Source organism: Parasutterella sp., from assembly GCF_057870745.1.
This window is the reverse complement of the sequence record NZ_DBMALT010000024.1, coordinates 16,337-37,541: the sequence shown is the minus strand read 5'-3', so window position 1 is coordinate 37,541 and position 21,205 is coordinate 16,337. Positions and strand designations below refer to the sequence as shown.

Genomic DNA, 21,205 nt, shown 5'->3' with positions numbered 1-21,205 from the left:
CCGGAATTTTCCGGCCTTTGCTTTATCTGGAGCCGGACTGATTAACAGTTTGTTGTGCTATGTAGGTTCTTTTAGAACTCGGAGATGTTTATCTATGTTCGGCTAACTACGGAATTGATATAGAAGAGTTTTTTCTCGTGTCTCACTGGTTCCTGGTTCAAGTCCAGTTGAGGCCACCACCTTCTTAATTCTATTTATGACAACGCCTCAGTCTTTTGAGAAGGAAAGGTTAAAAACGAATCATTAGAAGTTCTGATAGAATTGCACTTCTGCACAATGGTGATCTCTTCATCATTAGGCCCCATAGCTCAGTTGGTTAGAGCAGTCGACTCATAATCGATTGGTCACTGGTTCAAGTCCAGTTGGGGCCACCACCTCATCTATTAAATCCAATTAATTGAAGTCAGGATGGAACAGATTCTGAACCCCGGCCTTCTGTAAACGTTATTATCCTCTTTCAGGTCAGCAGAGCATTTGTCTTTGAAATTAAATGGCTCTGAAATTTTCTAATCCAGGGAACTGTTCTTGAAATGATTCAAAACAGTCTCAGGGTTCTTTGCATATTTTCCCGATAGGAAATCTTTGCTAGAGTTAGTAAGGTGCTCTATGCCTTGTTTAAGTGAGTTCCCCGCGTAAGCGGGGATGAACCGGTGTTTGAAGATTTTAACGAAGCCGCCAAGTGGGAGTTCCCCGCGTAAGCGGGGATGAACCGGGAACCAGCTCTGCTAACGAGCGTGTTTAAGTGAGTTCCCCGCGTAAGCGGGGATGAACCGAATTGCGGCTCCGAGTACAGCAGGGTCAATGCGAGTTCCCCGCGTAAGCGGGGATGAACCGAGTGCAAAGGAATTCTCTTAGCAAAGAGGAGTGAGTTCCCCGCGTAAGCGGGGATGAACCGCCACTTGGGAGGAAATCAAAGAGGCAGACGGTGAGTTCCCCGCGTAAGCGGGGATGAACCGGGTTTGGTGATTGGTGCTTCATCCAACGATGAGAGTTCCCCGCGTAAGCGGGGAGGAGCCTCGCTCGGCGTCGGCCTTATTCCCCTGTAAAGAGAGCTCCCGCGTGAAGGAGATGTACCGGTCTCTCAGATGTGAGCAAAAAGAGCCAAAGATTTTTCTAGTAGGTCCAGTCGTAGGCTTAATAGTGAAGATCGTGGCGGAAGTGATCAAAAAAGCAGTCTATGAAAAAATCCTCTCAAAGGACGGAGTTCCGTTAATAAATAACCGCTTTTCTTGTCTTTTATTGTCAACTTGATATTTAGAAATTGTCGGTTATCTCAACCAGTTGCGAAATCTCGAATTTCTTACCCTGCGGACAGGTTCATAACCAAATAAAAAATTAAAGAGAGGTTAACCATCTCTTTTATGTTGAAATTTTCGACTACTTAATGATCCTAATCCTATCAAAATGAAATAGTCAATTTTCTCAAGGATTTCTTCAGGTTGTGAACACCCCAAAAATTTGGAATTTTTATCTAGGTAAAAAATGATTACCCTTTAAGCCGACAACCTAACTTTCAAAATAATGAAAGTTTCTTGCATGTTTTCGATGTAATAAAGTGTAATACGATGTCGTAAGAACAATTACCCTTTTGATTTTATGCGCTACTGGGCAAAATATAGAAAAGACCACATCTCGGGAGTTGGGCGGATTCATTTACTCCCTTGCCACCTACTCGATGTGGCAGCCGTCGGTTATTTGATGGTAACCAATAATTTGTTTGGAGCTGCTGATACTCTCAAACAAGTTGGTCTGGAAGGAGAAAGCGGAGCGCAGTTTTTTGCTTGGCTTCTTAGTTCTCATGACATAGGAAAGTTTGCTTGCTCGTTTCAAAGGGAGGTTTGGGTAGGCGGTCAGGAAGATTGCCGTGAACTTGTCTGCCAGAATTTTAGGCACGATGTTTTGGGTTACGCTTTCTGGAGAGAGATTTTTGAAGAGCCTGAGAAATTAGAAAAAGTTTTGCCAAAGTCCGAGTTGGGTACAGGAAGAAAAGCTGGAATCCTAGACATTTGGATATCTGTTACAACAGGACATCATGGTGTTCCTCCTAAACTGAAAGAAAATCTAAATAATTTCACTTCTCAAAATAAGAAAGACGCATTCCAATATTTAGAAGAGGCATTGAAACTTTTTCCCTTAGCGGAAATCCCAGTTTGTTTTAAACAAAAGGAGGTTAGGCATAGGACTAAGTATTACTCCTGGGTAATCTCCGGATTGGTAGTTCTTTGCGATTGGATCGGCTCTAACGAGAAATTCTTTCAATGGGTTGATGAGGAATTTCCGCTTAAGGTGTATTGGGAAAAGGCTCTGTCAGAAGCTGAACGTGCCTTGGCTATTCTTCCACCTTCACCCAAGGTTTCAGAGTTTCAAAATATCCGATCTCTATTTCCTTATATCCACACACCCTCTCCTCTGCAAGAGGTATCAACGGAAATTCAACTCAACAAAATCGGAGCCCAATTGTTTATTTTGGAAGATTTGACAGGGTCGGGGAAAACAGAGGCTGCATTAACATTGGCTAAGAGACTGATGAGCAGTGGGAGGGCGAATGGGATTTTTTATGCTCTTCCAACCATGGCGACGGCAAATGCTATGTACTCCAGGTTGGTTGATGTTCTGAGTAAATTGTACTTACCCGGCTCAAAACCGAGCCTCATTCTCGCTCATAGCCGCAGCCGGTTAATGGAAGGCTTTACCAGCAAAATATGGGATAACCTGTTAAAAGGTTCCTCAGAGTTTAACAACGAAACTCCTGTTTACGCAGGTTGTGCGAGTTGGTTTGCCGAAAGCAGCAAAAAGGCGCTTTTGGCGGATGTAGGCGTCGGCACGATCGATCAAGCCCTGATGGGTGTCTTGCAGTTTCGGCATAACAACTTAAGGCTTTTGGGGCTGGAGAAAAAGGTATTTATTGTCGACGAGGTTCACGCCTACGACGCGTACATGGGTAAAGAGTTAGAGCAGTTAATTAGTGTCTTGGCTTATTACGGTGCCCCGATAATTCTGCTGTCGGCGACCATGTCTCAGACGCAAAGGACCCAATATTTATCTGCTTTTCAATCTGTCTTGTCAGTCGAACCGTCAAAAGATTCGGATGTTGAGACGTTAAGCTATCCCTTATTTACAAAGGCCGATTCGAACGGTATTGAATCGATACCTGTTCTCTCGAATCGCCCGAGAAATATCGATGTTTCATGGCTCTCCTCAGAGAAACAGTGCATCGAATACATTATCGAGAAGGCATCTTCAGGCAAAAGCGTGGTTTGGATTCGGAATACCATTGATGATGCTCTACGGGCGTTTCGATCATTACTTTCTTCTAAAAAAATTGATCCGGAAAAAATCCTACTTTTCCACAGTAGATTTGCATTTAGCGACAGACAGAGAATCGAAGAGCAGGCGGTGTCAGAACTAGGCAAACGCAGCTCTTCTGAACGAGCGGGGAAAATCGTCATCGCAACTCAGGTCATCGAACAGTCACTGGACATAGATGCTGATGAGTTGATTTCGGACTTGGCTCCGATAGACCTGCTGGTACAAAGGTCAGGCCGTCTGCACCGGCATAATCGAGATGCTTCTGGGAGAGTAAAGGATACTGGAGCGGATGAGAGGGGAACTCCGGTTCTTCATATTTTGGCCCCTAGATGGGCGGAATCTCCCCAACAAGATTGGTATTCGGCAATGTTTCATGCAGGTGCCTACGTTTATCCGAATCATGCGCGACTTTGGTTAACTCAGAAAGTCTTGAGAGAACAAGGAACTATCCAGCTCCCAGATAATGCACGGCTTTTGATTGAATCCGTCTACGGTAATGGCTTAGATATTCCTAGTGGATTACAAGATAGCGCACTCGAAGACCGTGGTAAAGAATACTCCGCTAGGTCAATGGCAAAAAATAATTTAATCGTTTTCTCGGCGGGCTATTCATCGGTGAGCTTCCAGGAAGATCTGAGCTCTGCTGATTGGAATTCAGGCGTTTCGGATGACATTGACGATAGCTATTTCGCGGGTGATGTTTCTACCCGACTGGCATCAGAGTCAGTTAACATATGGCTGGCAAAGAATACGAATGGAAAAATTATCCCCTATTCAGGAGGAGACGGTCCGGAGGCGTGGGAGTCGAGCAGACTATCCGTTCGGAGAGGCTGGTGGGAGAAAAACAAAAATGCCTGCATTGGTCTGTCTGAAGACTGCTTGGAGGACTGGTGCAGAGAACATAAAAAAAATAAGGACTATTCCCTTGTACTCCTCGTCGAGGAGAATTGCGATTTTTATACGGACAGAGAAGGGCTTGTCGGAAACAACAAAAAACAGGAGGAGTAATTGACGCAAATATCACTAATATCAGAGCAATGGATACCGGTCCGAGACAGGAAAGGTGTCGTCAGAAAAATCTCACCTCTTGAAATATTAGACGAAGAGATTGTGGACATTGCGGCTGAGAGGGCCGATTTTCAAACAGCACTGTGGCAGTTTTTAATTGGCCTCATCCAAACAACCCTGGCGCCGGAGGATGAAGACGCGTGGTTTGATATCTGGGAAGAAGGATTAGAAAAAGCGGATCTAGCTAAGGCATTTTCTAAGGTCGGGCCGGCGTTTATTTTTGGTCCCCAGAGCCCTTCATTCATGCAGGATTTTGACCAGCTGGAAGGAGAAGCGGTTCCTCTGGCCGCGCTTCTTCCGGAATCTCCGGGTGAGAACACCATAAAACATAATAAAGACTTTTTTATTAAGCGCGGAGAAAAAAGATTTTGTCCTCATTGTGCAGCAATGGCTCTATTTTCTTTGCAGTTAAATGCTCCCTCTGGAGGACAAGGGTATCGTACCGGCCTTCGCGGAGGCGGTCCGCTTACCACTCTAATTGAACTTCACAGTTACAAAGGCGACCGAAATGTTCCTCTTTGGCGCAAGTTATGGGCCAATGTTATGCCGGAGTTTGAGTCGAATCTGCCCGTACCTAAAGAATTTGATGCGGCGGTTTTTCCTTGGATGGGAAAAACAAGGACCAGCAAAGCTAAAGGGAGCGAGACGACTCCGGAACAAGTTAATCCTCTTCAGGCATACTGGGGAATGCCTCGCCGAGTACGGATCGATTTTGAGGATCTGGAAGAAGGGAGGTGTGATTTTTGCGGAGAGGAAAGTGATCAGCTGCTTTCAAAAATGAAAGTACAAAACTACGGGATCAACTATTCTGGTTGGGTTCATCCCCTGACACCCTACAGATGTAAGTTAAAAACTCCCGGAGAGTTAAATTCCGTAAAGCTTCAGCCGGGCGGCTTGGTTTGGAAGGATTGGCTCGGTTTAAATGAGGAAACAACCCGCAAGGATACAAAAGAAATTCCTGCGCTGGTTGTGGAAACTTTCAAACATCACATTGGTACTGAAACAAAACACGGCCTTTGGGGATTCGGGTACGACTTCGACAACATGAAAGTACGATGCTGGTATGAGCATCATCTTCCCCAATTATTGTCAAAAGAAATGCAGTCTTCCTTACAGGTTGCTCAAGACAAGGCTGCACGGACTCTTCTTGGGCTGAAAAGAGCATTCAGTAAATTAAATCGTGAGTGTTCTTATTTGGACGTTGAGTTTTGGAATCTTACTCAAAATCTGTTTTTAGGTTTGATTAGGGAACTAGACGAGAAAAACTCCGACTCAGAATCACTCAGCGCTTTTATAAAAAACATAAATCGATTTGCACTGAATTTTTTTGATGACAGAACTTTTTCCTCTCAGATGAATCCAAAAGATTACAAAGAGTGTTCGGAAGCAAGAAAAAATTTATTGGCGAGTCTTTATGCCAAATCAAAATCTACTCCTAAGGAGGCGAAATGAGCTTTATTCGAGGAACCGAGTATGCCAATAAGCTGAACAGCTGGCATAACAATTTGGAAGAAGATCGGCAGCAGAGAGCTAGTTTGCGTAGATGCTCTTCGCTGCTGGATGTTTACACATCCTCAGGATTCCGGGATTTGCTATTTAAGTTAAAACCTCTGTGGGAAGGAAAAGCCGCTTGGCGTTTTACGGCTCTGGCTATCATTGCCGGCGTTGTGTCTCATGTATCGGAAAATGATCCCACCCTCTCATTTGCCGAACGGATGGCTCAGAAGAATGGCGGAGCACCCGTAATGAGCGAGCTGCGTTTTCGCCGACTATTAGCAGTCAGAACAGAAGAGGGGTTGTTTAGAGAGTTAAGACGAGCCGTAAAGCTTGCTGATGGCAGACTAAACATAGTTTCGCTGGCAGACGATGTTTTTAGGTGGTGCGCTGATAATCAAATGTTGGCTTTCAACAAAGGTCAAGATATTCGCCCAACAGATTTAATCCAGGTTCGCTGGAGTTTAGATTATTACGGCGCGTCAGATGACAACAATCAAGAGTAATTTTTAAGGAAAGAACAATGTCCAACTTTATTCAACTTCATTTCTTAACAGCCTTTCCCGCGGCTAATCTCAATCGAGACGATACTGGAGCTCCTAAAACTGTGATGTTTGGCGGTGCTACTCGACTTAGAATTTCCTCTCAGAGTCTGAAGCGCGCCTGGCGAACCTCTGAAGTCTTCTCCGAGCAATTGAAAAAACACATCGGAATCAGAACTTGCCGAATTGCCACTGAAGCCGCAAAGATTATGATGGACGGGGGTGTTGATCAGAAAACAGCTGTCAAGTGGGCAGCTGAGATTGCCAACAAACTAGGCAAAGCAAAAAAGGATAAGGATTCCAGTTCACTTGTAAATACAGAAACAGAGCAACTCGTCCATATTAGCCCTGAGGAGATGGAAAAAGTTAGGGTTCTTGCAAAGCGTCTTTCTGAAGAAAAGAGGGAACCAACTGAAGAGGAATTAGCCATCTTCCAAAATAAGAACCATGCTGTGGATATCGCTTTGTTCGGAAGAATGCTGGCAAGCTCGCCTAAATTTAATGTAGAAGCTGCTTGCCAAGTGGCTCATGCGATTGGAGTATCCGCTTCTGTTATTGAAGACGATTTTTTTACAGCGATCGATGATTTGAAGCAAGAGGCTGATGATGCAGGGGCCGGACACTTAGGCGAAACAGCATTTGGATCTGCTGTTTTTTACAACTATATCTGTTTAGATTTCGATTTGCTCGTTAAGAATCTTGACGGAGACGAACCTCTGGCCAAAAAAGCGGTTATTGCCTTGGTAGAAGCGGCGTTAACAACTCCTCCCACCGGCAAGCAGAATAGCTTCGGCAGCAGAGGTTATGCCCTTTGGGCGCTCGCTGAAAAAGGGGAATTCCAGCCTCGTTCCTTGGCTGCTGCTGTTTGCCATCCCATCTCCGGAAATAACATGATCTCAGATGCGATCACAAGGTTGGAGACATTCCGAGAAAATTTGAACTCTGTTTATGGACAGCAAACCGCTTTCAGGAAATTTGATGTCACAAAACCGTCGGGATCTATGTCCGAATTGCTTGAATTCGTTGGTCAGTGAGCGAGTTATGGATCAATTTCTGATATTTCAACTATTCGGGCCAATGGCGTCGTGGGGAGAGTGTGCTCCGGGCGGAGTTAGGCAAACGCTGGGTATTCCCACAAAATCAGCATTGCTGGGAATTCTTGAGGGTGCTGTGGGCATTACGAGAGATCGGGAGAAAATGCATGGGGCCTTTGCAGCAAACTATGAGTTTGTAATTTGCGGAAGTGAAAACCCCGTTTGGGCTCAGGATTTTCATACTGTCCAGGTTCCTAAAGAAAATAAGAAGATTCTTTATTTAACTCGTAAAGAGGAACTCTCTAACCCTGAACAGCTCGAGACGATACTCTCTACTCGAGATTATCTAAGCGACTCTTGGTGGCTTGTAGCTGTTAAAGCCAAGCCACAGGCACCCTATTCGCTAGAGGAACTTAAAGAGTATATGGAGCGTCCGACGTTCACACCGTATTTGGGCCGGAAGAGCAATCCTTCAGGTTTGCCCTTTTGCCCTCAGATTATGAGCGGAGATCTCAAAGGTGTCTTAGGGAGCTGCTCTAAAAAATTTAAGGAGAAATTAAATTCGGTGGGCCTCAATCTTCCGGAACTCCAGGCAGATGGCTATTGGGAGGGAGAGTGTCAAGATCTCAAACCGAAATTTATTATTAGAAGAAGAGACGTACCGCTTAGCCGCACTAAATGGTTGTTTGAGGAGAGAACCATTAATTACGGAGAAGTGTTAAACAGGGAGGATTCGCAATGTACTACTCCAGAATAACCCTTGACCTTGCGAAATTACCTCCGGGACGCCTAAAGGAATTAATAACGAAAGGGAGCTACGCTCTTCACCAGTGGGTATGGCTGCTCTTCACGGATGACGAAACAAGGAAATTCCTTTTCCGAGAAGAAGAGGGGCAGGGCTTCTTAAGATTCTATGTTCTTTCTGAAAATGCTCCTACGAAGAACGATCTATTCCAGATAGAGACAAAAGAATTTAAACCAAAGCTTAGAAAAGGGGATCGCCTTATTTTTTCTTTGAGGGCCAATCCTACGGTTTGTCGAAAAGGCAGAAGATACGACCTATTTATGGACTTAAAGAAGAGGGTACCCCAGCTTGAAAGGCAGGATCTCCTAATACTTCAACAGGCAGAAGCAGCGGAATGGTTAAAAAGGCAAGGGACAGGAGCAGGCTTTTCCCTAATTTCATCAAATGTGGAGAGTTATCAAGGGAAGTGTGTGTATGGGAAAAACGGAGACCGAATCACATTCTCTATCATGGATTTTTCCGGAGTTTTAGAGATTTGTGATCCTGAGAAATTTCTAAGAAAACTCCTGATCGGCTTTGGGAAGGAGAAAGCTTTCGGGTGTGGTCTCATGCTGATTAGAAGGCAGGTGGCCTGGTGATTCCTCCTCTTGGACCGATCATGCTCAAGGACCGTATTTCGATGATTTTTTTGAGATACGGTCATCTAGATGTGATAGACGGAGCATTTGTACTGGTTGACCAGAACGGAGTCCGAACGCATATTCCAGTTGGATCTGTGGCTTGCATCATGCTGGAGCCGGGTACGCGCGTTTCCCATGCTGCGGTCAAGTTAGCCTCTGTAGTTGGAACTCTTCTCGTTTGGGTCGGGGAAGCTGGTGTTCGTCTGTATTCATCCGGTCAACCGGGAGGTGCCAGATCTGATAAATTGCTGTATCAAGCGCGCCTGGCTTTGGATAAGGAACTTAGGCTCAGGGTTGTTCAAAGAATGTACGAGTTACGCTTTAAGGAACGGCCTGATAAAAATCTATCCGTCCAACAATTGATGGGCATAGAAGGCTTCAGAGTTAAAGAAACCTATAGGCTCCTGGCACAGAAGTATAGGGTGACTTGGCATGGCCGTCGTTATGATCCTAAAGATTGGGAAAAAGGTGATATCGCGAATCGCTGTATCAGTGCTGCAACCTCCTGTTTGTACGGCATAACAGAAGCTGCAGTTTTGGCGGCAGGCTATGCGCCGGCAATCGGTTTTATTCACAGCGGTAAACCTCTATCGTTTGTGTATGACATCGCAGATATCATCAAGTTTGACGCCATAGTTCCAAAAGCATTTGAGATAGCGGCGCAGAAGCCTCCCGAACCGGACAGAGTTGTTCGACTGGCCTGCAGAGATATCTTTAGAAGGACCAAACTGACTGAACGAATCATTCCCATGATCGAAAATGTTTTGGCTGCGGGAGGAATCGAGCCTCCTAAACCTGATAAAGATATGTGGGCACCGGCGATTCCTGAACCTGATACGCTCGGAGACCCAGGTCATAGAGGAAAAGGCTAATGACAATGGTGGTCGTAGTTACAGAGAACGTTCCTCCAAGGTTAAGAGGCAGATTAGCGATCTGGCTGTTGGAAGTTCGAGCTGGTGTATACGTGGGAGATGTTTCTAGGAGAGTGAGAGAAATGATTTGGAATCAAATGACGCTCCTCTGTGAGGATGGGAACGTCGTCATGGCATGGGCGACGAACAATGAAACTGGATTTGATTTTCTAACCTTTGGTAAAAATAGACGAATCCCGGTTGAGATGGACGGTCTTCGCTTGGTTTCGTTTATACCGTCGTCTTAATTCGTTAGTTAATGCTCTTTAAAAATTTCGATTAAATGCCTAAAGTATGAATAGACGGATTTATACCGTCTTTAAGTGAGTTCCCCGCGTAAGCGGGGATGAACCGACCGTTTCACTGTCATTGATGTGCAGCAGGAAGAGTTCCCCGCGTAAGCGGGGATGAACCGCCGCATTTTGGAAACCCCGGGCGTTCAGCAAAGAGTTCCCCGCGTAAGCGGGGATGAACCGGCGTTGAATATCGTCGGTCAGCTCGTTCGCGAGAGTTCCCCGCGTAAGCGGGGATGAACCGGTGAAGTACCTTCAACAGTAGCTGAAATCAAGGAGTTCCCCGCGTAAGCGGGGATGAACCGTCGGTACTATCTCCGGGATTCTTCTGCTCACCGAGTTCCCCGCGTAAGCGGGGATGAACCGGTATGTTTAAAACTTATGTAGGAGATAACGATGAGTTCCCCGCGTAAGCGGGGATGAACCGGTATCGCTCCGACCTTGCCAGGTGCAGCTTGGGAGTTCCCCGCGTAAGCGGGGATGAACCGGTATCGCTCCGACCTTGCCAGGTGCAGCTTGGGAGTTCCCCGCGTAAGCGGGGATGAACCGCAGCTTGATTAGGACTGGCGGCGTAATTGAATGAGTTCCCCGCGTAAGCGGGGATGAACCGGCTTAGGCGAATGGGGTCTATCGACTGGCACGAGAGTTCCCCGCGTAAGCGGGGATGAACCGCCTGTAACTCTCGGACATCCGCCAGTCGATAGGAGTTCCCCGCGTAAGCGGGGATGAACCGCAGTAATCGGGTGGTAACAAGTCATAAAAAAAGAGTTCCCCGCGTAAGCGGGGATGAACCGTGTTCGTTCTAGGAATGAATTGCTCTATCCGAGGAGTTCCCCGCGTAAGCGGGGATGAACCGTCGATTTGGCTCCACTTGGCCTCTCTTGCCGTGAGTTCCCCGCGTAAGCGGGGATGAACCGCTGAGACGGTTGACGGGTCAAAATCAACTCTAGAGTTCCCCGCGTAAGCGGGGATGAACCGGAAAGGTACAACGAGATCTGCACATATCGAGAGAGTTCCCCGCGTAAGCTGGGATGAACCGGTCAGCAACGTAACCTAGACGATCTAAATCCTGAGTTCCCTGCGCAAGCGAGGGCGGACCGATGGATTGGGTCATCGATCATCTCGATGTCAAAGAGTTCCCCACAAGCGGGGATGGACCGTGGATTCAGCAATAATTCAAGAAGACCTCCGCTTCTTTCCTCATTATGTTATTGGAGGGGTTGATCGAAAAAACAATTTCTTCTTTCCCTTTACTGCTGAGTTGTACACGTACATGGAAGTGAACCGTAATGATGGATTTTTCAACGGTTTAATTTCAAGTACTAGATGAACCGTAGTCACTTACTGTCTTAGATATTGTTGTTGGAAATCCTTCTGCGAAAAGAGTCGGAATTGATAGAAACTATCTTTCTATTCGTATTAATTCACTATCATCTCCAAAGCCTTTTAGGCTTCTCTTTCTAATTCGAAAAAGAAGGTTTTGCTCAAGAATTTAGTGCGCTAAAAGTATTAATAAAATCACAATATTGATTAAAGAACATACCTTCTATCAGCCAGATGGCTTTGAAGGATGAAAGCTCATCACCCATTGTGCCTATTCATGGTCGAGCACAATAAGCGCAAGTTCTAGAGTTGTAGAATGTTTCTTTTGGGATTTTTTTGAAAAAATAGATAAATGGCAGAATGTCAAAATTTTGAACAGTTTGGATTAGCCCCGAATTTACTTTCCGCAATTAAACGAATGGGATATACAAAGCCGACCGCGATCCAATGTAAGGCAATCCCAGTCGTTCTTCAAGGACGCGACGTTATGGGAGCGGCCCAGACCGGAACTGGCAAAACCGCTAGTTTTGGACTTCCTGTCCTTCAAAAACTTTTGCCATTAGCAAATACAAGCACATCTCCGGCGCGTCATCCTGTACGAGTTTTGATTCTATCTCCGACAAGAGAGTTGGCAGATCAAACAGCAGAGGCACTTTCAAATTACGCAGCTGATACACCCATCCGAATTGGCGTTGTTTATGGCGGGGTGGATATCAAACCTCAAGCTGAGGCATTAAGGAAGGGCGTGGAGATTTTGATCGCGACACCCGGACGCTTATTGGATCATCTCGAGCAGAGAAACACTAATCTTAATCAGAGCGGCATTGTCATTTTGGATGAAGCCGACCGTATGTTGGATATGGGCTTTCTGCCGGACATCTCCAGGATCCTGAATGCGCTTCCCAAAAAGCGCCAGAATCTGATGTTCTCAGCTACGTTCTCTCCGGAAATTAAGAAGTTAGCCGGAAATTTCTTGACTGATCCTGTTGTTATCGAGGTGGCTCGCCAAAACGCGACCGCAGCTACCATTAAACAGGAGGTCTTCTCTGTTAACGAGCTTCAAAAAACGGATGCTTTAGTGGAACTTCTGAAAACCCGCGGAGAAGACCCCGATGGCAAACCGCTCCAGACAATCGTATTCGTCAATGCAAAATTGACGGCGCGTAGACTTGCACGTGAATTAGAAAAATGTGGATTCAATGCTGATGCAATTCATGGAGACAAAACCCAAGAAGAGCGCTTGAAGCTGTTGAAAGATTTCAAGGATGGAACCTTAAATATCATGGTGGCGACGGATGTCGCAGCCCGCGGTTTGGACATTGCCGAGCTGCCGCTCGTGATTAATTACGACGTTCCATTTGTTCCTGAGGACTATGTTCATCGAATTGGCAGAACAGGTCGCGCAGGAAGTTCGGGCCTGGCATTGATGCTGGTTACAGACAAAGATAAGAAGAGTTTTGATGCGATTCGCAAGCTGACGAGGGTAAATTTAATCCCGCAGGAGCTTGATCCTGAACCTCGCAAGAGAGCAAGATTTCCACGAAAGTTTTCCTCAAGTACAGATGCTTGGAAAGCTCCTCGCAAGCCGGAGGATCCATTTTTCTCACGGCCCTATGTACCAGGTCGTTCTTCTGGAAAGAAACCCGCCCCACAAAATTTCTCAAGATCTGTCTCTGGGGAGAAGAGAGAAGTTGCAGTTCTGTTAGGTGGAACAGGCCGCAGAAACTAGGCTTTAATTTGGAATCTCGTTCTCCAACGCTTAACTGCCTCTGAATAAAACTCGTCGAGAGTATCGAAAGCAAAAGGTTTGAATCCTAGGTGAGTCCAGGCACGTGCGGCTTCTTCTTCGGGCTTGCTTCGATCAATCGCTGGGGCCAATGTCTGTTTAGAGAGCTTGTTCCCCTTCTTGTCTAGTACAAGCGGGATGTGCATGTACCCTGGTGTAGTTAAACCTAATGCTATCTGAAGCAAAATTTGTCGCGGCGTGTTGTCTATCAAGTCAGCACCGCGGACAACGTGTGTCACGCCCTGGAATCCGTCATCGACGACAACGGCGAGTTGATAGGCCCAGAGTCCGTCGGCTCTCCGAATAACAAAATCGCCGATTTCTCTCAAAACGTTCTGTTTAAACGTACCTTGCCATCTGTCATTGAAAGAGATGAAACCGTCGTCTACAAGAAAGCGCCACGCACGAATCGGTGCACCGCCTGTTCCATGGCGACAAGTTCCGGGATAGGCGCCCTGTGGCAAGCCGGCAGCTAAGCAGGCGGCTTCGATTCTTTTGCGAGTGCAAGCACACCCATAGGCCAGACCTTTACCGATTAAAAAGTTGAGGGCCTGTTGATAGGCCTCAATTCGAGTTGACTGTCTGAGAATTGGACGATCTGAGTGTAGCTTGAACGCTTCGATGGTTTCGAGCTGATCCTCTGCTGCCCACGCAGGTTCACGAGGCGGATCAATGTCCTCGACGCGAATAATCCACGTTCCTCTATGAGCTTTAGCATCGAGATAACTTGCTAAAAGGCATGCCAAACTTCCGGCGTGTAGATGGCCGGTTGGGGATGGTGCAAAGCGTCCGATGTAATGACTCAAAAAAAATCTCCTCAAACTGATAACGAAATTTTAGTCTGAGGAGAAATTACGAGGTCAACTATTCCTCTTTTTCTTTCTTTGGAGAAGGATTTTCAGTCATAGACTGCGGGACTCCTATGATGGCTGCAGCTTGTGCCGGCGGAACTTGTCCGATGGCTTTCGCACTCTCCGAAGGATCTGCCGAGGGAACAAGATTTGTAGGAGCAGGTGCCCGGAGATTAGAAGGCACAGGAGAAGAGGTGCCTGAAACCTGAGCATTGAACGCAACAGGTGTCGGTGTCGGGGAGACAGTGACCCCATAGGAGGGTCCCGGCATCACAATGCCGTTGGCTACACACGCATCATTGATAGCGTTCAAAAAGGCCGCTTCTAGGCGGTACGGCTCCATCAATTCAATCGGATCAACCCAAACAACCAGTTCTACATTAATGCCAAAATTCCCGAATCCGGTGATACCGCACTCTATCTCATGGAGTGCATCGGGCTTAATACAGAACGGAACTGAGACGGCAGCCTTTTCAATAATTTCTTTAACCTTGCGAAAGTCAATGCCGTAAGGGATCGAGAACGGATAGATCTTTCGAACGCCTCGGCGATCCATGGTGTAATTGGTAAAAGAGCCGTTAATCAGGGAAGCATTAGGGATGATGATTGCTTGACCAGTCGGGGTTACAATACGCGTGGCACGAATCGTGATCATGGTCACCCGGCCCACCTGGCCGCTCGGAGTGGCAATAATATCGCCTAAGCTGACCGCACGTTCCGATATCAAAATCAAACCGGCAACGGAGTTATTGACAATCGTCTGTAGTCCGAAGCCGATGCCTACTGATAAGGCAGAAACTAAGATCGCCAAGTGTGTGATCGGGAGACCGATCATCGATAAGCCCATCAGAATGCCGACGGCCAATATGCCCCAGTGGATGAAGCGGGCAAACATTGAAAGGGATTCCGGACGGACGGAGTTGTGACGGGAGCCGAACTTCCTGATGCTTTCTTCTCCTAACTTGCCAAGCCAATAAGCAATGAGAAAGACCAAGCAGAACTCGAGAATATCGAACGTGTCGATCTGACTGCCGCCGGCCGTAAACAGCGGTACGTGCAAGGGCTCAAGGATCGCCTCCGACCCGCTTAACAGTTTGTCCCAAAAAGATTCCATGATCTTAGTTTTTATATATTTTTCCTAAGGATTCCAGCATAAAAAAGAGCGCCTTAAAAAAGCGCACTTTTGCCTCAAATCGGATACAAAGCTTTATTGGGAAGCTACTAAAGATTTTTCTAAAAAGTCAGACAGATCTGTGACTTCCTCGATGCTTAAATCATGACCGGCTCCGTCATATCCCTTGGACCAAAGATCGGTTGCTCCGAGCTTACGAAGTTCTCTAACACTGATCTCAGGGTACACGGGCGGTACGTCGCTGTCTTCTTTTCCATAGGCGAGGAAAATCGGAGAGAGGATGCCTTGACCGACATGCTCAATATCGTCAGCAGACTCAATGGGCAGATAGCCGCTCAGGCAGAAGATGCCGCCGATCGGACGGTCGAGTTTCAGAGCCGTGTAAAGCGCAACGCAGCCGCCCTGTGAGAAACCTCCTAAGAAGATTCGATCCCGTCTAATGCCTTTCGTCTCTTCCAGGGCAATTAAACGTTCTGCGATACGGGCGCTCTCAATAAGTGCCGGCTCGTCGCTGGCACCGATTCCGTCGGTGTCGAGAAGATCGAACCAGCCGCGCATCAGGAAGCCTTTATTTGCTGCAATCGCACGTTCAGGTGCGGTCGGAAGAATCAAACGAGCCTGTTCGACAGGTGCGCCGCATGCTGCAAGTTCCTCTCGGAAATGTTCGAAATCCGATCCGTCGCTGCCCAAGCCGTGCAGCATGATGATCGTGGAGTCCGCTTTGCCTTCTTTTGGTTCAATGATTTTTGCATCAATGACGTGAGGCTGCGGCGCGGATTTCGGGCGGAAAGCCTTAACGACATTAGGACGGGTTTCAATGGCCGGACCGCCGATCAAATCAATACAGTAGGGTACTGCCGCAAAAATACCGTGAATGCCTTTGGAAGGAATGCCTTCCAAAGTTTCAGCGATAGCCTTGGGCTGCCCCGGAAGGTTAATGATCAAAGCGGCATGATCTTTGATTTCGCGAAGCACGCCGACCTGGCGGGACAAAATCGCGGTCGGAACAAAGGCAAGAGAAACCGCACGCATTTGTTCTCCGAATCCCGGAAGGGTACGAGTGGCGACAGCCAGCGTGGCTTCAGGCGTCACGTCACGACGAGACGGACCGGTGCCTCCGGTTGTCAGAATCAAATCGCAGTTTTCCTGATCACACAATTCTTTCAGAGTCGCTTCGATAAGCTGCTGTTCATCAGGAATGAGTTTTTCCACAACTTCATAGTCAGAAAGCAAAGCCTTAGCGAGCCATTCTTTTAAAGAGGGAATGCCTTTGTCCTGATAAGTTCCGGAAGAGGCACGATCGGAAATGGAAACCAGACCGATTTTTGCTTTGCTATTCTTCATCGTCTTCCTCCTCAGTCGCTTCCAACACGATCGGAGGAAGAACCATTGCGTAGATTAGTTTGTAGAGTGCACGGGCGGATTTCGGAGGCTTATTGCCTTCGGCTTCTTTACGAGCATTACGGATAAGCTGACGAATTTCCTGAACATTGACGTCAGGGAACTGAGCAATAAATTTTGTCAGAGCGGCATCATCTGCAATCAACGCATCTCTCAGACGTTCACTCTTATGCAGTGCGGCCACCGCCGCTTTATCGTTGCCTGTTGCACGGTCAATGGCCTGACGAACGGCGTCTCCGTCTAATGCTCTCATGTATTTGCCGATAAGCTGGAGCTGGCGTCGTTTGGCACCGAAGGAGGGAACACGGTGATAATCCTCAATGGCTTTAAGAATGACTTCGGGAAGTTCGATTTTTGCCAGCGTTTCGGCACCCAGGATGGTCAGTTCTTTACCGAGATCCTGCAGATGCTCGGCCCTTCTTTTCAGTTCACTTTTGCTCGGACCGCTGTACTCTTCTTCAAGGTTTTCGTTTGTATTCTTCATATTAGCGTGACCTTCTTTAGTAATATTTGCATCAAGCGCTATCATAATCTCCAATCTTTAGTTTCCGCTTCAAAATATGAGTCAAACTCCCACAATAAGTAGCTCAGAAGAGCTCGGTTCCTTGGTTTCGCATGCTTTAGACACAGCGCTTTCTCTAGGTGCAACTTCCGCTTCGGTAGAAGTCAGTGAAGAGAAGGGGACATGTGTTACGGTAAGAAATCGGGAAACGGAATCCATCGAACATACCCATGACCGAGATTTCGGAATTACCGTCTATCTCGGTAAATCTAAGGCTGTGGCTTCCAGCGGAGACTTTCGCAAAGAATCGATCTTAAGAACGGTCAAAGCGGCGCTTGATATGGCGCGCTACACCACACCGGATGAATGCAACGGCCTGCCGGATAAAGAACGACTCTGCACGAACCCACGTCAGCTTGATCTCTTCCATCCGTGGAACATCTCGATTGAAGAACAGGTTCAAAAGGCGGTCGAAGCAGAAAAAGCGGCATTGAGTGTCGATAAACGCGTGGTGAATTCCGACGGCGCAATGGTCACGACAACGATCGGCTCTTTTATCTTGGGAAATACCGAAGGCTTTTTGCACGGCTATCCCTTTAGCGACCATTCGATTGACACCTCAGTGATCGCTGAGGACCAAAACGGAATGCAGGTCGGCTCCTGGCACACTTCCGGCGTTTCGTCGATGGATTTGCTCTCGCCGCAGCAGGTCGGCATGATCGCCGGCCAAAGAGCTGTAGATCATCTGTCGGCACGCGGTTTATCGACCCGCAAGTGCCCGGTCGTTTTTGAAGCACCGGTTGCCAAGAGCTTATTCAGAACCTTTGTTCATGCGGCAAGCGGTTCAGCGTTGTACCGCAAGACCTCCTTCCTCGAAGGAATGCTGAATAAACCGATTTTCCCAGATCATCTTTCCATTTTGGAGAATCCGTTCATCCCGCGCTATTGGGGCTCGGCGCCTTTTGATGATGAAGGCGTCCGTCCTTCTGAACGCTTAGTCGTCGATCACGGTGTGCTGAGCGGACTTTTTCTGAGCAGCTATTCGGCTCGCAAGTTGGGAATGACGACAACAGGAAATGCCGGCGGACCCTACAACCTCATCTTCTCCGAAGCACCGGAAGCCTCCGAAAAAACGCTTTCCGCATTGCTCTCCCGTATGGGAACCGGCCTCTTAGTAACTGAGCTCATCGGGCAGGGCGTCAACTACACGACAGGAGATTTCTCTAAGGGCGCATCCGGTTTCTGGGTGGAGAACGGAAGGATCGCTTACCCGGTGGAAGGCATTACCGTTGCTGGCAATCTCAGAGACATCTTCATGTCTATCGAAGCGATGTCAGACGACGTGGACTTGAACGGCTGCTACCTCAGCGGATCGGTACTGATTAAAGAAATGACCGTTGCCGGAAATTCTTAAGTCTGAAAAAAGCCGCTCCTGCTAATTTCTCCTCAGAAGTCCGAATAATTTCTTTCAAATTATTACAATTAGGGACCTATAACAAAACGAATCTCGTAGGAGAAAAAATGCAGAAAAAAGATATTGACTGGAGCAAATTAGGCTTCGGCTACACACCGACCGACTACCGTTTCGAAGCTCATTGGAAAGACGGTAAATGGGATGAAGGTAAGATGATCACTGATTCCAATATCGAACTGTCCGAAGCCGCTTGCGTATTCCACTATGCCCAGTGCTGTTTTGAAGGGTTGAAAGCTTACACCACCGTCAACGGCGATATCGTTACTTTCCGTCCGGATTTGAACGCAGAACGTATGATGGGCAGTGCCGAACGCCTTGAAATGCCGGCTTTCCCGAAAGAAAAATTCATTCAGGCCGTCAAAGACGTTGTCGCAGCCAACGCTGCTTGGGTTCCTCCTTACGGCACCGGCGCAACGCTGTACATCCGCCCCGTCATGATCGGTTCCGGTCCTCAGATCGGTGTGGCGCCGGCCCATGAGTTTATTTTCAGAATTTTCGTGATGCCGGTCGGCGCATATTTCAAAGGCGCTATCAAGCCGCTTAAGCTGACGGTTCCTGAGTTCGACCGTGCCGCTCCCCGCGGAACCGGTCATATCAAAGCCGGTCTGAACTACGCTATGAGTCTACATCCGACAATGGAAGCTCATCGCCACGGCTACGCCGAAAACATCTACCTTGATCCGGCTACACGCACCTATATCGAAGAAACCGGCGGTGCCAACCTGATTTTCGTTGACAAGGAAGGCACAATCATTGTTCCGAAGTCCGATTCCATTCTTCCTTCCGTCACACGCCGCTCTTTAATCGACGTTGCCAAGAGATTGGGCTATAAGGTTGTTGAGCGTCCCGTTAAGCTGAACGAACTCAAAGACATGGCTGAAGGCGCTCTTTGCGGTACGGCTGCCGTCTTGGCTCCGATCGGTATGGTCAATACACCTGACGGCGATATCTACTTCCCATCCGGCATGGAAAAGATGGGTCCTATCTGCACCAAGCTCAGAGAAACACTGACCGGTATCCAGATGGGCGAAATCGAAGGTCCTGAAGGCTGGGTCGTCAAGATTGACGCTGAATAATTTTTGCTGAATAGCAAAAGCGAAACGCCCGGAGAGATCCGGGCGTTTCGCGTGGGAGCAAGGGAACTTTTAAGGTTCCCGTGCGTTCCTGAATTATTTATGAGCGCGGTTCTTGAGACGCTCTTTCCAAATGCCGACTTGTTTGGCGACCTGAGAAGGTGCCGTGCCGCCGGTGTGGTTGCGGGAAGCAATGGAGCCTTCAAGCGTCAGACTGTCGTAAACATCTTCACCGACTTTATCGCTGAATTCTCTTAATTCCTCAAGCGTGAGGTCATGCAGACCGCAGCCTTTCTCAGAAGCAAGACGCACGGCGCAGCCGACAGCTTCGTGAGCGTCACGGAAGGGCAGGCCTTTGCGGACGAGGTAGTCGGCGAAGTCTGTAGCGGTTGGATAACCGAGCATGACGGCTTCACGCATACGGGCCTTGTTGACCTGGATTCCGGGGATCATTTCGATGAAAGCGCGCAGAGTGTCTTTGACGGTATCAATCGTGTCAAAGAGCGGCTCTTTGTCTTCCTGATTGTCTTTGTTGTAAGCAAGGGGCTGTCCCTTCATCAGCATCAGAAGGCCCATCAGGTGACCGACCACGCGTCCGGACTTGCCGCGGGCAGCTTCCGGAACGTCCGGATTCTTTTTCTGCGGCATGATGGAGGAACCCGTCGTGAATCTGTCCGGCAGCATGATGTATGCGAAGTTGGTGTTCATCCAGTAGATGAGCTCTTCGGACATACGGGAAATGTGGATCATGATGAGCGAAGCGCAGGAGCAGAATTCAATTGCAAAATCGCGGTCGCTGACGGAGTCCAGAGAGTTCTGAGTCACACCTTCAAATCCGAGCAGTTCTGCCGTGTATTCGCGGTCAATCGGATAGGTGGTGCCGGCAAGAGCAGCGGCACCGAGCGGAGAACGATTGACGCGTTTGCGGCAGTCAGCCAAGCGTTCGCGGTCGCGCTCGAACATTTCGGCATAAGCCAGGCAGTGATGGCCGAGAGTGACGGGCTGAGCAACCTGCATGTGGGTGTAGCCCGGCATGATGGTGTCGATGTTCTTTTCGGCAACCGTCAGCAGGGATTTCTGCAGATGAGAGAGAAGATCCATGATCTGGTCGATCTCATTGCGCAGGTACAGACGAATATCTAATGCAACTTGGTCATTACGGCTGCGGCCGGTGTGAAGGCGCTTTCCGGCGTCTCCGACAAGTTCCGTTAAGCGGGCTTCAATGTTGAGATGAACGTCTTCGAGTTCGAGTTTCCATTCGAAGCGGTTTTCTTTGATTTCCTGAAGAATCTGACGCATTCCGCGTTCGATGTCATTCAAATCTTCTTTGGAAATAATGCCGCATTTGGCAAGCATCTTGGCATGGGCCACGGAGCCTGCGATATCGGCTTCAGCCATACGCTTGTCAAAGTTCACGCTGGCGGTGTAACGAAGGACAAATTCGGCCATAGGCTCAGAAAAGCGTCCGCTCCAAGCTTCTTTTTTGGAGGCAAGCGGATCGGCATGAACTGAGAGAGGATTGTGTTGGGCCATAACTTTTGCAGTCAGTAATGAAAAAGGCCAATTATAGCCAGTAATGACTGAATT

The 21,205-nt window shown here is 47.8% G+C and carries 16 protein-coding genes, 1 tRNA gene and 2 CRISPR repeat arrays; of the genes, 12 read left to right on the top strand and 5 right to left on the bottom strand.

The window, feature by feature from the left end; all coding sequences use genetic code 11:
- Positions 1 to 297: 297 nt before the first annotated feature.
- The 10 genes from ACZND6_RS07850 to ACZND6_RS07805 all read left to right on the top strand — a co-directional run bounded on the left by ACZND6_RS07850 (position 298) and on the right by ACZND6_RS07805 (position 13,128).
- Positions 298 to 374 (top strand) — tRNA-Ile (locus tag ACZND6_RS07850).
- A 247-nt stretch (positions 375 to 621) separates the two neighbouring features.
- Positions 622 to 1,017: a CRISPR direct-repeat array (repeat unit 29 nt; unit sequence GAGTTCCCCGCGTAAGCGGGGATGAACCG).
- Positions 1,018 to 1,596: 579 nt separating this feature from the next.
- On the top strand, positions 1,597 to 4,317 hold the full coding sequence (cas3, locus tag ACZND6_RS07845) for a CRISPR-associated helicase Cas3' (RefSeq protein ID WP_155165742.1): 2,721 nt from the start codon (positions 1,597 to 1,599) through the stop codon (positions 4,315 to 4,317).
- Complete coding sequence (gene casA / locus ACZND6_RS07840) at positions 4,318 to 5,829, top strand: type I-E CRISPR-associated protein Cse1/CasA (RefSeq protein ID WP_021868373.1); 1,512 nt, start codon at positions 4,318 to 4,320, stop codon at positions 5,827 to 5,829.
- Positions 5,826 to 6,377, top strand: a complete 552-nt coding sequence (casB, locus tag ACZND6_RS07835) for a type I-E CRISPR-associated protein Cse2/CasB (protein WP_008864957.1) — start codon at positions 5,826 to 5,828, stop codon at positions 6,375 to 6,377. Before casA ends, casB begins: the two co-directional genes overlap by 4 nt.
- A gap of 17 nt (positions 6,378 to 6,394) precedes the next feature.
- Positions 6,395 to 7,447, top strand: coding sequence for a type I-E CRISPR-associated protein Cas7/Cse4/CasC (gene cas7e / locus ACZND6_RS07830; protein WP_008864958.1), 1,053 nt, complete (start codon positions 6,395 to 6,397; stop codon positions 7,445 to 7,447).
- Between the two features lie 7 nt (positions 7,448 to 7,454).
- On the top strand, positions 7,455 to 8,204 hold the full coding sequence (gene cas5e, locus ACZND6_RS07825; RefSeq protein WP_155165751.1) for a type I-E CRISPR-associated protein Cas5/CasD: 750 nt from the start codon (positions 7,455 to 7,457) through the stop codon (positions 8,202 to 8,204).
- On the top strand, positions 8,186 to 8,830 hold the full coding sequence (cas6e, locus tag ACZND6_RS07820; protein WP_008864960.1) for a type I-E CRISPR-associated protein Cas6/Cse3/CasE: 645 nt from the start codon (positions 8,186 to 8,188) through the stop codon (positions 8,828 to 8,830). Before cas5e ends, cas6e begins: the two co-directional genes overlap by 19 nt.
- Positions 8,831 to 8,850: 20 nt before the next feature.
- Positions 8,851 to 9,744, top strand: coding sequence for a type I-E CRISPR-associated endonuclease Cas1e (cas1e, locus tag ACZND6_RS07815; RefSeq protein WP_008864961.1), 894 nt, complete (start codon positions 8,851 to 8,853; stop codon positions 9,742 to 9,744).
- Complete coding sequence (gene cas2e, locus ACZND6_RS07810) at positions 9,744 to 10,031, top strand: type I-E CRISPR-associated endoribonuclease Cas2e (RefSeq protein ID WP_118631376.1); 288 nt, start codon at positions 9,744 to 9,746, stop codon at positions 10,029 to 10,031. The genes cas1e and cas2e overlap by 1 nt, the downstream gene beginning before the upstream one ends.
- A 77-nt stretch (positions 10,032 to 10,108) precedes the next feature.
- A CRISPR array of direct repeats spans positions 10,109 to 11,115; the repeat unit is 29 nt; unit sequence GAGTTCCCCGCGTAAGCGGGGATGAACCG.
- Between the two features lie 636 nt (positions 11,116 to 11,751).
- Complete coding sequence (locus tag ACZND6_RS07805) at positions 11,752 to 13,128, top strand: DEAD/DEAH box helicase (protein WP_008811711.1); 1,377 nt, start codon at positions 11,752 to 11,754, stop codon at positions 13,126 to 13,128.
- Here ACZND6_RS07805 and gluQRS read toward each other — a convergent pair.
- From gluQRS to yjgA, 4 genes are all read right to left on the bottom strand, one after another.
- Positions 13,125 to 13,991: a tRNA glutamyl-Q(34) synthetase GluQRS gene (gene gluQRS, locus ACZND6_RS07800; RefSeq protein WP_008811712.1), complete on the bottom strand. Its 867-nt coding sequence runs from the start codon at positions 13,989 to 13,991 to the stop codon at positions 13,125 to 13,127. The two genes, ACZND6_RS07805 and gluQRS, sit on opposite strands and share 4 nt — an antisense overlap.
- 58 nt (positions 13,992 to 14,049) lie before the next feature.
- Positions 14,050 to 15,150: a mechanosensitive ion channel family protein gene (locus ACZND6_RS07795; RefSeq protein WP_155165745.1), complete on the bottom strand. Its 1,101-nt coding sequence runs from the start codon at positions 15,148 to 15,150 to the stop codon at positions 14,050 to 14,052.
- Between the two features lie 93 nt (positions 15,151 to 15,243).
- Complete coding sequence (mog, locus tag ACZND6_RS07790; protein WP_008811714.1) at positions 15,244 to 16,512, bottom strand: molybdopterin adenylyltransferase; 1,269 nt, start codon at positions 16,510 to 16,512, stop codon at positions 15,244 to 15,246.
- The gene (yjgA, locus tag ACZND6_RS07785) at positions 16,502 to 17,053 is read right to left on the bottom strand and encodes a ribosome biogenesis factor YjgA (RefSeq protein ID WP_489524523.1); all 552 of its coding nucleotides are present in this window, start codon (positions 17,051 to 17,053) and stop codon (positions 16,502 to 16,504) included. The genes mog and yjgA overlap by 11 nt, the downstream gene beginning before the upstream one ends.
- A gap of 76 nt (positions 17,054 to 17,129) precedes the next feature.
- Here yjgA and ACZND6_RS07780 point away from each other — a divergent pair, with 76 nt between their 5' ends.
- Together ACZND6_RS07780 and ACZND6_RS07775 are read left to right on the top strand one after the other, a co-directional pair.
- Entirely contained in the window at positions 17,130 to 18,485 is a 1,356-nt protein-coding gene (locus ACZND6_RS07780) for a TldD/PmbA family protein (protein WP_008811716.1), read from the top strand.
- A 107-nt stretch (positions 18,486 to 18,592) separates the two neighbouring features.
- On the top strand, positions 18,593 to 19,621 hold the full coding sequence (locus ACZND6_RS07775; RefSeq protein ID WP_008864967.1) for a branched-chain amino acid aminotransferase: 1,029 nt from the start codon (positions 18,593 to 18,595) through the stop codon (positions 19,619 to 19,621).
- Positions 19,622 to 19,714: 93 nt separating this feature from the next.
- Here the strand turns inward: ACZND6_RS07775 and argH are convergent, their stop codons facing one another.
- The gene (gene argH / locus ACZND6_RS07770) at positions 19,715 to 21,151 is read right to left on the bottom strand and encodes an argininosuccinate lyase (protein WP_008811719.1); all 1,437 of its coding nucleotides are present in this window, start codon (positions 21,149 to 21,151) and stop codon (positions 19,715 to 19,717) included.
- Positions 21,152 to 21,205 lie beyond the last annotated feature (54 nt).

Excerpts from the sequence above, each read along its gene's own strand:
- cas3 (WP_155165742.1), top strand. The coding sequence starts at position 1,597 with ATGCGCTACTGGGCAAAATATAGAAAAGACCACATCTCGGGAGTTGGG.
- casB (WP_008864957.1), top strand. The coding sequence starts at position 5,826 with ATGAGCTTTATTCGAGGAACCGAGTATGCCAATAAGCTGAACAGCTGG.
- cas7e (WP_008864958.1), top strand. The coding sequence starts at position 6,395 with ATGTCCAACTTTATTCAACTTCATTTCTTAACAGCCTTTCCCGCGGCT.
- cas5e (WP_155165751.1), top strand. The coding sequence starts at position 7,455 with ATGGATCAATTTCTGATATTTCAACTATTCGGGCCAATGGCGTCGTGG.
- cas6e (WP_008864960.1), top strand. The coding sequence starts at position 8,186 with ATGTACTACTCCAGAATAACCCTTGACCTTGCGAAATTACCTCCGGGA.
- cas1e (WP_008864961.1), top strand. The coding sequence starts at position 8,851 with ATGCTCAAGGACCGTATTTCGATGATTTTTTTGAGATACGGTCATCTA.
- cas2e (WP_118631376.1), top strand. The coding sequence starts at position 9,744 with ATGACAATGGTGGTCGTAGTTACAGAGAACGTTCCTCCAAGGTTAAGA.
- ACZND6_RS07805 (WP_008811711.1), top strand. The coding sequence starts at position 11,752 with ATGGCAGAATGTCAAAATTTTGAACAGTTTGGATTAGCCCCGAATTTA.
- ACZND6_RS07795 (WP_155165745.1), bottom strand. The coding sequence starts at position 15,150 with ATGGAATCTTTTTGGGACAAACTGTTAAGCGGGTCGGAGGCGATCCTT.
- mog (WP_008811714.1), bottom strand. The coding sequence starts at position 16,512 with ATGAAGAATAGCAAAGCAAAAATCGGTCTGGTTTCCATTTCCGATCGT.
- yjgA (WP_489524523.1), bottom strand. The coding sequence starts at position 17,053 with ATGAAGAATACAAACGAAAACCTTGAAGAAGAGTACAGCGGTCCGAGC.
- ACZND6_RS07780 (WP_008811716.1), top strand. The coding sequence starts at position 17,130 with ATGAGTCAAACTCCCACAATAAGTAGCTCAGAAGAGCTCGGTTCCTTG.
- ACZND6_RS07775 (WP_008864967.1), top strand. The coding sequence starts at position 18,593 with ATGCAGAAAAAAGATATTGACTGGAGCAAATTAGGCTTCGGCTACACA.
- argH (WP_008811719.1), bottom strand. The coding sequence starts at position 21,151 with ATGGCCCAACACAATCCTCTCTCAGTTCATGCCGATCCGCTTGCCTCC.